Below are 13734 nucleotides of genomic sequence, written 5' to 3'. Positions count from 1 at the left end.
CGTGCCCGACTCCCCGACCACTCCCCGCACGGTGGCCGTCATCGGGTCCGGCGTCGCCGGACTCGTGGCCGCCTACATCGCCTCGCGCACCGCCGAGGTGACCCTCTACGAGGCCGACACCCGGCTCGGCGGGCACGCCGACACCCACGATGTCGTCGACCCCCAGACGGGGCACACGCTCGGCATCGACACCGGGTTCATCGTGCACAACCGGCGCACCTACCCCACGATGCTGCGGCTCTTCGCCGAGCTGGGCGTGGCGACGCAGCCCTCTGAGATGTCGATGTCGATCAGCGACGAGACCTCCGGGCTGGAGTGGGCCGGTGCCCTCGGGCGCCGGGGCGTGCTGCCCAGCCGCGGCCACCTCACCAACGCCGCCTATCTGCGCATGCTCACCGAGATCCCTCGGTTCCACCGGCAGGCCAAGGCGCTGCTGGCGGCCGCCGAGGGCGCGGACGACGACCGGACCCTGCGCGCCTTCCTCGCCGACGGCGGCTTCTCGGCGTACTTCGTGCAGCACTTCATGGAGCCGATGGTGGCCGCAGTGTGGTCCTGCGACCCCGAGGTGGCCCTCGACTACCCGGCGCGCTATCTCTTCGCATTCCTCTCCCACCACGGCATGCTGAGCGTGTTCGGCTCGCCCACCTGGCGCACGGTCAGCGGCGGCTCGCACCGCTACGTCGAGAAGGTCCAGGCCGCGCTCCTCGGGGCCGGCGGCACCATCCGCACCGGCACCAAGGTCACGTCGCTGCGCGAGACGCCCACGAGCGTCGAGATCACCGACGGCAACGGCGCGGTCGACGCCTACGACGCCGTCGTCGTGGCCACCCACCCGCACCAGGCGCTGGCGATGCTGGCCGAGCCGACGACGCTCCAGCGCGACGTCCTCTCCGCCATGCCGTACTCGAGCAACCCGGCGCTGCTGCACACCGACACCTCGCTGCTGCCGGACAACGAGAACACGTGGGCGAGCTGGAACTTCCGGCGTCCGCGCCGGGCCGGCGACGGCGTGACGGTCACCTACGACCTCACCCGCCTACAGCGGCTCGACACCCAGACCCACTACCTCGTCACCCTCGGTGGCGAGCACCTGGTGGACCCCTCGACGGTGCTCGACCGGATGGAGTACGAGCACCCCCTCTACACCCCCGCCTCGGTAGCGGCGCAACGGCGGCTGCCCGAGATCGGCACCACCCGGGTCGCCTTCGCCGGCGCCTACCACGGCTGGGGGTTTCACGAGGACGGCGCACGCTCGGGCTCGGTGGCAGCAACCCGCCTGGGTCTCAGCTGGCCCGCGCCGGCCGTCCTCACCGACGGTGCACCGCCGGCGCCGCACACGCCGGCGGTGTACCGCACGACCATCACGCACACGCGCAGAACGCCGTGGAAGCGGTCGTTCGAGCATGCCTCGCACCACTGGCTCGTCGACGTCGACGACCTGCCCGACCACCGTCCGCTGGCCTTCGCCCGCGGCACGTTCGAGTCCCGCGACCACCTCGGCGCCCCTGAGCGCACCCTGCGCGAGAACCTCGAGGCGTTCCTGGAGACCCAGGGTCGCACTCTCGACCCGGCCGGGCGGATCCTGCTCGCGACCCAGCCGCGTGCCTTCGGCTACTGCTTCAACCCGATCTCGGTGTGGTGGGCGCTGGACCATCATGGTCGCCAGGAGGCGTGCGTCGTCGAGGTGCACAACACCTACGGCGATCGGCACGCCTACCTCGTCGACCCCGACGAGCAGGGTCGAGCGCGCACCCCGAAGTCGATGTACGTCTCCCCCTTCCACGGCACCGACGGCGACTACGAGCTCGCGGTGCCGCTGCCCGGCGACCGGATCTCCATCGCCGTCACCTTGCATCCCTCGACCGAGAGCGGGGACGCCGCATTCAGCGCACACCTCACCGGGTACCGTGCCGACGTGCGGCCCCGGCGGGCTGCCACCGCTGCTCTGCGCGGGTCGGCGCTGATCCGCATGCACGGCATCTGGCTGTGGCTGCGGCGCCTGCCCGTGCGCCCCCGGCCCGCCCACCACCAGGAAGGCGTGACCCGATGACCACTCCCACCGCCGTACCCCCGCGCCCGACGACGCGCCCCGACGCCCAGCGCTGGCCCGGCCTCGCGCCGGTCCCGGCCGGCTTCCGCACGCGCGTCTCGAGCCGGATCGCCCAGCGCCTCTTCACCGCCGCCGTGGAGCGACTCGACGTCACCGTGCACGTCGGGGGTCGCACCCTGGGCCGGGGCGGTCCGGAGATGACCGTGCACGACCCGGAGGAGTTCTTCGCGCGCATCGGCCGCGACCAGCTCATCGGGTTCGGCGAGGCCTACCAGACCGGTGCGTGGGACGCCGCCGACCTCGGCGGGTTCCTCACCGTGCTGGCCGAGGAGATCGCCGACCTCGTGCCCCAGTCGCTGCAGCGGCTGCGTGCGCTGGTGGTCAAGCGTCCGCCGCGCCGCCAGCGCTCGAGCAAGAAGAACTCACGCTCGAACATCTCTCACCACTACGACCTCTCCAACGAGCTCTTCGAGTTGTTCCTCGATCCGACGATGAGCTACTCGGCGGCCCTGTGGGACACCGCTGTCACCGAGACCGCCGACACCCTCGCCGGGCGCGACGCCGTCCGACTGGTCGCCTCTCCTCCGGGTGCAGTGGCCGCCGACACGCTCGAGGAGGCCTCGGCGCGCAAGATCGAGCGGTTGCTCGACGCCGCCGGCGTCACCGAGGGCAGCCGGGTGCTCGAGATCGGCTCGGGCTGGGGCGAACTCGCCATCCGGGCCGCGCGCCGCGGAGCCACGGTGCACACCATCACCCTCTCCAGTGAGCAGAAGGCGCTCGCCGACGAGCGCATCGCCGCCGCCGGCTTCTCCGCGGCCGTCGACGTCACGCTCACCGACTACCGCGACGTCACCGGCAGCTACGACGCCGTCGTCTCGGTCGAGATGATCGAGGCCGTCGGCTACGACTTCTGGGACACCTACTTCGAGACCATCGACCGGGTGCTCGCCCCCGGCGGCAAGGTCGCCATCCAGGCGATCACCATGCCCGACGACCGGATGCAGGCCACGCGCAACACCTACACGTGGATCCACAAGTACATCTTCCCGGGTGGGCTGCTGCCCTCGGTCGAGGCGATCGACCGGATCACCCGCGAGCACACCTCGCTCCGGCTCACCGAGCGGCTCCAGTTCGGCCAGCACTACGCCGAGACGCTGCGGCTGTGGGACGACGCGTTCCTCGCCGCACGCGAGCAGGTGCTGGCGCTGGGCTTCGACGAGGTGTTCTGCCGCATGTGGCACTTCTACCTGGAGTACTCCCGCGCCGGCTTCGCGTCGGGCTACATCGACGACTACCAGCTGGTCCTGACCCGGGAGATCGCATGACCGCCACGACGACCACCTCCGCTCCCGCTTCCGCACAGCAGGGGGGCGTCGCCCACCGACTCGCGGAGGTGCTGCACCCGTTCCTGCGCGGTGAGCTGCCGGTGCGGCTGCGCTGCTGGGACGGCTCGGAGTTCGTGCCCGCCTCCGACCCCTCGGCCCCGGTGGTCGCACTGCGCTCCCCCGACGCCGTACGGCGGCTGCTCTGGCACCCGGGCGAGTTGGGGGCCGCCCAGGCCTACGTCACCGGCGAGCTCGACGTGCTTCCGATCGACGGATGGGATCTCGACGCTGCCCTGACGCACGCCTTCGCCGTGGCCGCCGAGCGCGGCCTCTCGGGGGTGCGGCCGACTCCCGGAGCCGTGGTCGAGGCCGTACGCGCCGCACTCGACCTCGGCGCTCTCGGCCGTCGTCCGGCCAACCCGGACTCGCAGGCGAAGGTCCGCGGTCGTCTGCACTCCAAGCTGCGTGACCGCTCGGCCATCTCGTTCCACTACGACCTCTCCAACGAGTTCTACGCGTTGATCCTCGAGCCGCAGATGGCCTACTCGTGCGGCTACCACTCCGACCCCGACCAGCCGCTGGAGGAGGCGCAGCGCGCCAAGCTCGACCTGGTGTGCACCAAGCTCGGCCTCGAGCCCGGCATGCGGATGCTCGACATCGGCTGCGGTTGGGGTTCGCTCTCGCTGCACGCCGCCGAGCACTTCGGCGCGCAGGTCACCGGTGTCACGATCGCGGCGGAGCAGAAGAAGTTCATCGACGCCCGCATCGCCGAGCGCGGCCTGGGCGACCGAGTCGAGATCCGGCTCCAGGACTACCGCGACGCCGTCCCGGCCCGCGGCCAGGAGTACGACGCGGTCGGCTCGCTCGAGATGGGTGAGCACGTCGGTCAGAAGAACTACCCGACCTACGCGCAGGTGCTGCACGACTCGGTGCGGCCGGGCGGTCGGGTGCTGATCCAGCAGATGTCGCGCACCGGCAAGTGGCCCGGCGGCGGGCCGTTCATCGAGAACTTCATCGCCCCCGACATGTACATGCGCCCGGTCGGCGACACCGTCTCGCTGCTGGAGAAGGGCGGTTTGGAGGTGCGCGACGTGCACGCGCTGCGTGAGCACTACGTGCTCACCGTCGCCGGCTGGCTCCAGCGCTTCAACCTCAACCGCGAGCGGCTCGTCGACCTCATGGGCGAGGAGGTCGTACGCGTGTGGGAGCTCTACCTCGTGGGCGGCTCCATGGCCTTCCGCGACGGTCGCATGGGAGTCGACCAGATCCTCATGGTGCGCCCCGGCGCGCCGCACACGTTGCCCGCCGTCCGCTGAGGGCCGGCCAGAGGACTGGCCCGAAGAACAGGCCCAGGAACAGGCCGGGACCGGCGTCAGACCGGCGTCAGACCGGGGCGAGCACGTCGATGCCCAGGTCGCGACAGCTCTGTGCCAGTCGCTGGTCGTAGGTGAGCACTGCATCGACGTCCAAGGCCAGCGCGGCCGCGAGATGTAGCGCATCGAGGGAGCGCAGGTGGCTGCCCGGCAATAGTCCGGCGTTGTCGTTGCGAAGCTCGCGTTGGGAGATGGTGCCCATGCCCACGCCCGTAGCACGGCGTAGCACTTCGGCTCGGTCGCGCTCGGTCACGCGGGGCGCAGGGCGCAGGTACCGCGACGCTTCCAGGCCGGGGGCTCGCGGTAGTAGGACTTCAGCCCGCCCCGCTTGCGCCGCGGTACCCGCTGCCAGTCGGTCCACTCCGTGCTCCAGCCGAGCGATTCGGCCATCAGCTCCATCGCCGAGAAGCTCGGGACGCCGATCGGGCTGCCGCCGGACTCCGCGCGCTCGATCGTGTTGAGGTGCACCTCGGGATCCTCCCGGGCGATCCGGATGACCGGCTCGGGCGCGAGCGCGAACTCGCTGTCGACGATGACCAGCCTCGGGGAGAGGTCACGGATCATCCGCAGCAGTCGGTAGTGGTCCATGACGTGGTAGAAGACGCCGTACACCGCCACGACGTCGAAGGTCTGATCGCGCAGGGTCGGCAGCACGTCGTACATGTCGCCGACGATCTGGCTCACGCGCTGCTTGACCGCCCCCTCGGGGTAGTCGGCGAACTGCGCGGCCATGTCGGCCCTCGCCTCGACGCCCACCACCTCGCGCGCGCCGGCGGCGGCCAACGCATAGGACCAGCGCCCGTCGTGTGCCGCGAGGTCGAGTACCCGAGCGTCGCTCAGTTCCTCGGCGAACGGGGTCACGATCAGGTCGTGGCGCGTGTTGAGGCGGTTGATCGCCAGCTTCTTCTCCGCATAGCGCGGTAGGTCGTCTAGAAAGTCGAAGAAGCCCACCTGGGCATCATGCCCGTGCCAGGGGGCGCGGCCGGGATTGGACGCACAGTGTCGGCGCAGGGGTGGACAGCCGTGGGCCACGACCGGGGAGGATGGCGGGCGTGAGCATCGTGTGGATCCTGCTGGTAGCCCTGGTCTGTGCGGCCGCGACGATGACGGCGGCCGCGCTGCGGGCGCGTCAACTCGGCGTGGTGGCGGTCGTCGACGTCGCCTGGGGGCTCGGGTTCGTGGTGGTCGGCCTGGTCACCGCTGGTGTGGGCGGCCTCGACGCCGACAGCGACGCCCGGCGCTGGCTGGTCGCCGCCTTGGTGCTGGCGTGGGGCGGTCGGCTGGCGTGGCACGTGCGCTCGCGGGCACTGGGCGAGCACGGCGGCCAGGAGGATCCGCGCTACGCCGAGCTGCTGGGCGGCTCGCTGCGGGAGGTCGGCTTGGCCACCGCGGTCAAGCGCGTGTTCCTCGTGCAGGGCCTGGCGCAGTGGTTCGTGGCCGTGCCCGTGGCGGTCGGTGCGGTGCTCGGCACGGCGTGGTGGTGGGTCGCCGTGCTCGGCGTGCTGGTGTGGTCGGCGGGCCTGGTCTTCGAGGCGGTCGGCGACGCCCAGTTGCGGGAGTTCAAGAAGCAGCCTCGCGACGAGCGGCCGAACGTCATGGACCGCGGCCTGTGGGGCTGGACGCGCCACCCCAACTACTTCGGCGACGCGCTCGTGTGGTGGGGTCTGTGGGTCACCTCGGCCCTGGCCGCCGGCTGGCTTCCCGGCCTGCTCACCTTGCCCTGCCCCATCGTCATGACGGTGTTCCTGCGCAACGTCACCGGCGCCAAGCTGCTGGAGAAGACGATGTCGCAGCGCGACGGGTGGGACTCCTACGCCGCCCGGGTGCCGATGTTCGTGCCCCGGCCCCCGCGCCGCTAGCCGGCGGTTGAGCCGCGAGGAGCGTCCACCGGTGGTTGAGCCGCCGGATGCCGAAGGCGGAGGCGCGTCGAAACCCGGCGAGCGCGTCCGCCGGTGGTTGAGCCGTGAGGAGCGCCAGCGACGAGCGCCCCCGCCGGTGGTTGAGCCGTGAGGAGCGCCAGCGACGAGCGCGTCGAAACCCGGCAACTATGAAAGCAAGGCTGCTTGACACCTCACCGGGTTTCGACACGGGACTCGGCTAGCGCCTCGCCCGGCTCAACCACCGGTCCGGGACGGACTCGGCTAGCGCCTCGCCCGGCTCAACCACCGGTCCGGGACGGACTCGCCTGGCGCCTTGCCCGGCTCAACCACTGGACGGATCAGTTGTAGATCGCGTCGACCCACTCGGGGTGGTCGATGAACGGGTTGCGGTTGCCCTGCCAGTTCTCGTAGATCTTGTCGTTGCGAGCGTGCTCGAACGCGTCCGGTGGATCCTCGTCGTTCCACTGCTCCAGCACGGAGAGCCGCCCCATGAACGGGCTGGTGCCGTTGTCCGTGCTCTCGTCGGGCTCGAGGTCGGGGAAGCCGTCGTCGCCCTCATAGCGCACCGCCATGTAGAAGATCATCCGGGCGACGTCGCCCTTGACCCGGTCCGGCGGCTCGAAGGAGTCGGCGTCGTAGAAGCAGCCCGAGCAGCCGCTGACGGCCGAGCCGCCCTCGTCGAAGTCGAGGTTGCTGCGGGTGCCGTTGACCTGCACGTCGGCCGGACGCAGGTGCTGGATGTCGGTGCCCGGGCCGTTGGTCGTGCCGAAGTCGCCGTGGCTCTTGGCCCACACGTGCTCACGGTTCCAGTCGCCCACCGCGCCGCCGTTCATCGACTTGGCGATCGAGGTGCCGGAGTAGAGCTCGATGACGTTGCTCGCGTTGTTCGGATCCTCGTCGGTGTCCTTCAGCGCGGTCCACACCTCGCTGTAGCTGAGCACGGTCTGGTCGCTGATGATCGTGTGCAGCGACGACTTCAGCGCCGCGCCGGTCTTGCCCATCGCGTTCGCGTAGTAGGTGGAGTCGTAGCTGCTGTCGCCACCGGTGCCACCGGTGCCGCCGCCCGTGCCACCGGTGTCGTCGGAACTGCCGGTGAGGGCGAACGCAGAGGCGTTCTTCAGCCCCGGGTGGGAGAAGTAGGCCGCCAGCTGGCCGGTCACGTCGATCTGCTGCCCCAACAGGTCGGGGTTGCTCCGCAGGCCCCAGGTCGAGCGCGACGCCGATGGGATCTGCACGTAGAGCATCTGCGACGTGCCCGTCTCGCCCGCGGAGTCGGCGATGGCCAGCGCGTAGTCGTTCGGAAAGTCCGAGGTGACCACGGTGTCGGTGGCCGTGGGCTGGCCCACGACGTACCCGCGCACGGTGTGGCTGGCGCCGTCCTGGGTCGAGATCGCCTGGGCGACGGTGAGCTCGCCGGCGGCCTGCGCGGTCGGCGGCGCCAGCAGGCCGACGCCGAGCAGGAGGGAGAGAAGGGAGATGACGAGGGCAGGCGCAGGCGCGCGCACCCTCCCGAGAGTGAGGGTCATGGCCGCACCCTCCCGCAGTTGTGTGAACAGCGGGAGTCCCGACGGTCACGATCCGAGAACCGGCCTCCCCGAGATGGGCCACAGCGCGTGCCACCATGGGCGCCGTGTCCGACGCTCCCACCGCCCCGACCGGTGAGTCGTCCCCTCCGCGGCTGCCGCAACGAGCCGACGTCCAAGGACTGCGGGCGCTGGCAGTCGGGCTGGTGGTGCTCGACCACGTCGGTGTCTCGTGGCTGCCGGGCGGGTTCGTCGGCGTCGACGTGTTCTTCGTGGTGTCGGGCTACCTGATCAGCTCGCTGCTGCTGCGTGAGCTCGGCACCACCGGCCGGGTGCGCATCGGCGCGTTCTACGCGCGCCGGGCCCGGCGGATCCTGCCCGCGGCCACCGTGGTGCTGGCGCTCGTCACGGTGGCCTCGGCGCTGCGGCTACCACTGGCCAGGTCGGCCGAGGTCGCGCACGACGTGCTGTGGTCGACGCTCTTTGCCGCCAACATCCACTTCGCCCGGGTCGGCACCGACTACTTCGGCGCCGATGCTCCGCCATCGCCGGTGCAGCACTTCTGGTCGCTGGCAGTCGAGGAGCAGTTCTACCTGGTGTGGCCGGCGACCCTGGCGCTCGTGGGGCTGCTCGCCGTCCGGGTGCGGGGGCTGCGCACGCTGCGCGTGGTGACCCTGATCGTCGCCGTGGCGTGGGCGCTCTCGTTGGTCTGGTCCGTCGTGCTCACCGGGCACGACGCCATCGCCGCCTACTTCTCCACACCCGCGCGCGCATGGGAGCTCGCCACCGGCACCCTCCTCGCCCTCTTCGCCCAGCGCCTCATGCGGCTGCCGGACGCCGCCCGACTGGTGCTGGCGCCCCTCGGCGCGGTCGCGATCGTCGTCGCAGCGGTGGCCTACGGCCCGCAGACGCCGTTCCCCGGCTGGCAGGCCCTGCTGCCCGTGCTCGGCACGGCCGCGATCCTGGCTGCCGGAGCCGACGGCCGTGCCGTGGGGGCCGCGCGCGCGCTCACGCTGCGGCCGGTCACCTGGGTCGGCGACATCTCCTACTCGCTGTACCTCTGGCACTGGCCGGTGATCGTGCTCGGAACGCGCCACGTACCCGGGCCGTTCGTGGCGCAGGTCATCGTGCTCATCGCGATCTCCATCGCCCTGGCCGCCGCGAGCTACCACGTGGTCGAGGCACCGTTCCGCACGCCTCGCCGGCTCTGGTCCACCACGCCGCGGGCCCTGGTGCTGTGGCCGGTGGCCGTCGCGCTGGTGCTCGGCACGATCGCCTGGAGCGCGCGGCACCGCGACGGCGTGGTCGCCGACCGCACCGCCTCGGCGGCGTCCTTCGACCCCTCCAGCGTGCCGCCCGACGAGCGCGCGCAGCGCACGGGCGACCGGGTGCACGACCTCATCGCCGCCTCGCTCGATCGCGCGACCGTCGGCGGGCCGATCCCGTTCCCGATCGAGAACGACCTGACCGACCTCGACGCCGACCGGCCGGCGTACCCGCAGCAGTGCACCGCCCTCGACGAGCAGTCGACCGCGAAGATCTGCCCGATGGGCGACACGAGCAGCGACACCCTCGTGGTGCTCCTCGGCGACAGCCACATGCAGATGTGGTTACCCGGGGTGCTCGCCGAGGCCGAGAAGGCCGGGTTCGAGGTGGTGCCGATCATCAAGTACGGCTGCCCTCCCGCCGATGTGCCACTGAAGAACCTCTCGCAACCGGGCGACCCTCCGTACCAGGCCTGCTACGACTGGCGCTCGTGGGCGCTGGAACAGATCCGCAGGCTCGACCCCGACCTCGTGGTCATGACCTCGCGCGCGCCGCCGCCGGGGGTGATCGTGCCGCCCGGGAGCACCCGCGAGGAGGTCTGGACCGAGGCCGTCGCCCAACGGGCCCGCGACCTCACCGAGATCGCACCCCGCGTGGTCGTCGCCGGCGACGTCAGCTACCTGCGCCGCGACCCGGCAGCGTGTGTCGGCCGGCAGGGCACGACCATGGCCGACTGCACGACCGAGGTCGACCCGGACAGCCTCGCCTTCATGGAGGCGACGAAGCGTGCCGCGCAGAGTGCGGGCGTCGCCTACGCCGATCTCAACCAGTTGGTCTGCCTCGACGGCAAATGCCCCATGGTGGTCGATCACGCGGTCACCTACCACGACGGCCAGCACGTCAGTGCCACGTGGGCTGCCGAGGTCGGCCCCGAACTCGGCCGTCTCCTGCAGTTGCCCTGACGGTGGTTGAGCCGCCGGTGGTTGAGCCGCCGGTGGTTGAGCCGCCGGTGGTTGAGCCGCCGGATGCCGAAGGCGGAGGCGTGTCGAAACCCGATGACCGTCGAAGCGGCGCTGCTGGTCGACTCACCGGGTTTCGACACGGCCTCGGCTGGCGCCTCGACCGGCTCAACCACCGTCAGGGCAGCAACCGGGCGACGACGCGGGCGCGCGTGGCGTCGTCGACGCCGAGGCCCTCGCGCACGTAGGTGTCGAGGTCGCCGAACATTTCGACGACGGCGGCGTCGGCCGCCGCGACGTAGTCGAGGTCGGCCAGCATGACGGCCTCGTAGACCGGCACCTTCTCCTCCCCGAGGTGCTCGCGGATCATCGCGACGTACTTCTCGCGGGTGCCGGCGTGGGCGTTGGTCTCCAGGTAGTCCTCACGCACGGTCTGCTCCGGCACCCCGGCGAGCCGGAGCAGCAGCACCGAGGCCCAGCCGGTCCGGTCCTTGCCGGCGGTGCAGTGAAAGAGCTGCGCGCCGTCGGCGTCCGCGATGCGCCGCAGCAGTTCGCCGTACGCCGCTCGGGCACCGGGCGCCTCGACGAACGCGCGATAGACCGCGCGCATGACCTGCTCGGCCTCCTCGCGCGACGCGAGCTCGGCGACACGCAGCATCGGGATGCCGGCGACCTCCACATGGTGCCACGTGGCGCCGGGCACGTCGATGTCGGGGTGGGCCTCGATCTCGTCGGCCCCGCGCAGATCGAACACGTCGACCACACCGAGGGAGGCGATGCGGTGCGCGTCGGCGTCGCTGAGCTGGAGCTCGTTGGAGCGGAACAGCACGCCGGTGCGCAGCGCGACGCCGGCACCGGTCAGATAGCCATCGCCCGCGACGTCTCGGAAGTTGTCGGCCGAGGCGAGCCGGACGAGCTCGGAGCCCTCGTCGACCTGGTCGGCGTCCGGTGTGGTCATCGCGGGTTGTCCTCCGGGATGGGGTCCATCGCGAAGATGGACGTCGTGGGCGGCTCGTTGCGCTCGGCCACGGGGTCCGCGGGTGCCCCGTCGTGGCGGTCGTCGAACACGACGTCGACGGTCTCGAATCCCTTGTGCCGCTGCATGCGCGCGTAATAGGTGTAGGCCCGCTTGTCGGCCTCGGTGAGATCGACCTTGTCCGTGAACGGCGTGAGCAGCGCGCGCGGCCACAGCCGGCGGGCCAGCACCACGTTGATCTCCATGCCGAGCACACCCATGAAGGCCGCGACGTAGATGATGCCGATGAGACCGAGCACCAGCGCGTAGGTGCCGTTCATCGTGCCCTCGGTCTCGGTGATGACGCGGGTGACGTAGAGCGTTCCGATCACCTGGAGCGCCTGCCACATGATGGCCACCGAGATCGCCCCCGGCGCGGCCTGGCGCCAGGTCAGACGTCGCGCGGCGGCAAGCCGGAAGAGGAACGTGAGACCGGCCCCGATCAGCAGCACCGTGACCAAGCGGATGCCCCAGCGCAGGGTGCCGTCGAGCCGCGGACCGAACACCTCGGTGTCGGAGCCGAGCGCGGAGAACACCGACACCGCCAGCACGGCCGCTCCCGCCGAGACGAGGAGCGCGAGGCTCTTCAACCGCAGCAGGAACGGGTTGGGGCGGGAGTTGCGCGGCACCGACCAGGCGGTGTTCATCGCGTTCTGGAGCGCCTGCCCCAACCCCAGCGAACCGTAGAGCGCGGTCACCGTGCCGACGACGACCGCCGTCCGCGACCCCTGGAGGCCCTGGGGCCGACCGAGCTCGTCGCCGATGATCGGGAACTGGCTCAGCGCCGAGTTGAGCACCTGGTTCTGGAGCTCACCGTTGCCCTGGAGCAGGAAGCCGAGGATGGAGGTCGCCAGGAGCAGCAGCGGGAAGATTGCGATGAACCCGTAGTAGGTGATGATGGCGGCCAGATAGGGGCCTTGGTCGTCGACGAACTTGTAGATCACCGACAACGGCACCGAGATCACCTTGTGGCGTCGCTGGAAGTGGTCGACACCTTCCACGACCCCTGCCACGGACCCCACGGTATCGGTCGAGCCGTGTCTTCCTGCCGCTGGCCGTTCGCGGCGCGGCGTCCGGGAGACCTACCCGACGTCAGTAGGACTTCGGCAGGCCCAGGGAGTGCATCGAGACGAAGTTGAGGATCATCTCGCGGCTGACCGGCGCGATCCGCCCCACGCGGGCAGCGACGAGCAGGCTGGCCACGCCGTACTCCTGGGAGGCCCCGAACCCGCCATGCGTCTGCACGGCGCGGTCGGCGGCGTCACAGGCGGCCTCGGCGGAGGCGTACTTCGCCATGTTGGCCGCCTCACCCGCGGCCATCTCGTCACCGGCGTCGTAAAGGGCTGCGGCCTTCTGCGTCATCAGGCGCGCCATCTCGATCTCGATGTGGCTCTGCGCGAGCGGGTGCGCGATGGCCTGGTGGGAGCCGATGGGTCCGTTGAACACCTCGCGCTCCTTCGCGTACGCCACCGCGCGGTCGAGGGCGTAGCGGGCCAGACCGGTGTTGAAGGACGCCGCCATGATCCGCTCGGGGTTCAGCCCGGCGAACAGCTGCGCCAGGCCGCCGTTCTCGTCGCCCACCAGCGCGTCGGCCGGCAGCCGGACGTCGTCGATGAACACCTGGAACTGCTTCTCGGGGCTGACCAGCTCCATCGGGATCGCATTGAACTCGAACCCGTCGGCATCGGTGGGCACCACGAAGAGGCAGGGCTTGAGCTTGCCGGTCTTCTCGTCCTCGGTGCGTGCGACCACGAGCACGTTCTGCGCCTCGTCGACCCCCGAGATCCAGATCTTGCGACCCCTCAGCACCCAGCCGTCGCCGTCGCGGCGGGCCGTGGTGGTGATGTTGTGGGTGTTGGTGCCGGCGTCCGGCTCGGTGATCGCGAACGCCATGGTGCCGGTGCCGTCGCAGATGCCGGGCAGCCACTTCTGCTTCTGCTCATCGGTGCCGTAGCGCCCGATCACGGTGCCGCAGATCGCGGGGCTGACCACCATCAGCAACAGCGGGCAGCCCTGGGCTGCGAGCTCCTCGCACACCGCCGCGACGTCGCCGATGCCCCCGCCCCCGCCGCCGTACTCCTCCGCGACGTTGATGCCGAGGTAGCCGGCGCCCGCGATCGCCATCCACAGCTCGGTGGTCTTGCCTCCGTTGCGGGCCAGATCGGTGAAGTACTCGCGTCCGAAGCCGGACGCCAGCTTGGCGACCTGCTTGCGGAGCTCCTGGCGCTCCTCGGACTCGGCGAATGCGCTCATGCGTGCTCCTTGTTCGACGGTGAACTGGCGGGGTCGGGTGTCGAGATGTGCGCGGCGGGGGCGCCGTCCGTCGTCCTCGGGCGTCGCAAT

General features: G+C 70.9%; 11 protein-coding genes. 5 read left to right on the top strand and 6 right to left on the bottom strand.

Features of this window, described 5'->3' with window-relative positions; all coding sequences use genetic code 11:
• The first annotated feature begins 1 nt into the window (after window position 1).
• From ISG29_RS05560 to ISG29_RS05550, 3 genes are read left to right on the top strand one after another with little or no spacing between them, the layout of a single operon-like run.
• Window positions 2-2050, top strand: a complete 2049-nt coding sequence (locus ISG29_RS05560) for an FAD-dependent oxidoreductase (protein WP_328828105.1) — start codon at window positions 2-4, stop codon at window positions 2048-2050.
• Entirely contained in the window at window positions 2047-3375 is a 1329-nt protein-coding gene (locus ISG29_RS05555) for an SAM-dependent methyltransferase (protein ID WP_194502406.1), read from the top strand. The genes ISG29_RS05560 and ISG29_RS05555 overlap by 4 nt, the downstream gene beginning before the upstream one ends.
• Window positions 3372-4691: an SAM-dependent methyltransferase gene (locus ISG29_RS05550; protein ID WP_194502405.1), complete on the top strand. Its 1320-nt coding sequence runs from the start codon at window positions 3372-3374 to the stop codon at window positions 4689-4691. The genes ISG29_RS05555 and ISG29_RS05550 overlap by 4 nt, the downstream gene beginning before the upstream one ends.
• Before the next feature lie 67 nt (window positions 4692-4758).
• On the opposite strand, the gene ISG29_RS05545 is transcribed toward ISG29_RS05550, so the two are convergent.
• Window positions 4759-4950, bottom strand: a complete 192-nt coding sequence (locus ISG29_RS05545) for a hypothetical protein (protein WP_194502404.1) — start codon at window positions 4948-4950, stop codon at window positions 4759-4761.
• Window positions 4951-4997: 47 nt separating this feature from the next.
• The gene (locus ISG29_RS05540; RefSeq protein ID WP_194502403.1) at window positions 4998-5699 is read right to left on the bottom strand and encodes a class I SAM-dependent methyltransferase; all 702 of its coding nucleotides are present in this window, start codon (window positions 5697-5699) and stop codon (window positions 4998-5000) included.
• Window positions 5700-5800: 101 nt separating this feature from the next.
• On the opposite strand from ISG29_RS05540, the gene ISG29_RS05535 reads away from it, so the two are divergent.
• Window positions 5801-6607: a DUF1295 domain-containing protein gene (locus ISG29_RS05535; protein ID WP_328828100.1), complete on the top strand. Its 807-nt coding sequence runs from the start codon at window positions 5801-5803 to the stop codon at window positions 6605-6607.
• 359 nt (window positions 6608-6966) lie between these two features.
• Here the strand turns inward: ISG29_RS05535 and ISG29_RS05530 are convergent, their stop codons facing one another.
• Window positions 6967-8154 (bottom strand): endonuclease, encoded by a 1188-nt coding sequence (locus tag ISG29_RS05530; protein ID WP_194502401.1) that lies wholly within the window; start codon window positions 8152-8154, stop codon window positions 6967-6969.
• Window positions 8155-8258: 104 nt separating this feature from the next.
• Between ISG29_RS05530 and ISG29_RS05525 the strand changes: the two genes are divergently transcribed.
• Window positions 8259-10379: an acyltransferase family protein gene (locus ISG29_RS05525; protein ID WP_194502400.1), complete on the top strand. Its 2121-nt coding sequence runs from the start codon at window positions 8259-8261 to the stop codon at window positions 10377-10379.
• Window positions 10380-10554: 175 nt separating this feature from the next.
• On the opposite strand, the gene ISG29_RS05520 is transcribed toward ISG29_RS05525, so the two are convergent.
• The 3 genes from ISG29_RS05520 to ISG29_RS05510 all read right to left on the bottom strand — a co-directional run bounded on the left by ISG29_RS05520 (window position 10555) and on the right by ISG29_RS05510 (window position 13644).
• Window positions 10555-11334, bottom strand: a complete 780-nt coding sequence (locus ISG29_RS05520; protein WP_194502399.1) for a tyrosine-protein phosphatase — start codon at window positions 11332-11334, stop codon at window positions 10555-10557.
• Complete coding sequence (locus ISG29_RS05515) at window positions 11331-12404, bottom strand: YihY/virulence factor BrkB family protein (RefSeq protein ID WP_328828096.1); 1074 nt, start codon at window positions 12402-12404, stop codon at window positions 11331-11333. Before ISG29_RS05515 ends, ISG29_RS05520 begins: the two co-directional genes overlap by 4 nt.
• 79 nt (window positions 12405-12483) lie before the next feature.
• Window positions 12484-13644, bottom strand: coding sequence for an acyl-CoA dehydrogenase family protein (locus ISG29_RS05510; RefSeq protein ID WP_194502398.1), 1161 nt, complete (start codon window positions 13642-13644; stop codon window positions 12484-12486).
• Window positions 13645-13734 lie beyond the last annotated feature (90 nt).

It is taken from the genome of Nocardioides acrostichi, assembly GCF_015319165.1.
Classification (GTDB): Bacteria; Actinomycetota; Actinomycetes; order Propionibacteriales; family Nocardioidaceae; genus Nocardioides; species Nocardioides acrostichi.
The sequence above is the reverse complement of the archived record's forward strand: the minus strand, read 5'-3'. Positions and strand labels throughout refer to the sequence as shown.

What these genes read in the sequence shown, in the direction of transcription:
- ISG29_RS05555 (WP_194502406.1), top strand. Translation starts at nt 2,047, where the DNA reads ATGACCACTCCCACCGCCGTACCCCCGCGCCCGACGACGCGCCCCGAC.
- ISG29_RS05550 (WP_194502405.1), top strand. Translation starts at nt 3,372, where the DNA reads ATGACCGCCACGACGACCACCTCCGCTCCCGCTTCCGCACAGCAGGGG.
- ISG29_RS05545 (WP_194502404.1), bottom strand. Translation starts at nt 4,950, where the DNA reads ATGGGCACCATCTCCCAACGCGAGCTTCGCAACGACAACGCCGGACTA.
- ISG29_RS05530 (WP_194502401.1), bottom strand. Translation starts at nt 8,154, where the DNA reads ATGACCCTCACTCTCGGGAGGGTGCGCGCGCCTGCGCCTGCCCTCGTC.
- ISG29_RS05520 (WP_194502399.1), bottom strand. Translation starts at nt 11,334, where the DNA reads ATGACCACACCGGACGCCGACCAGGTCGACGAGGGCTCCGAGCTCGTC.
- ISG29_RS05510 (WP_194502398.1), bottom strand. Translation starts at nt 13,644, where the DNA reads ATGAGCGCATTCGCCGAGTCCGAGGAGCGCCAGGAGCTCCGCAAGCAG.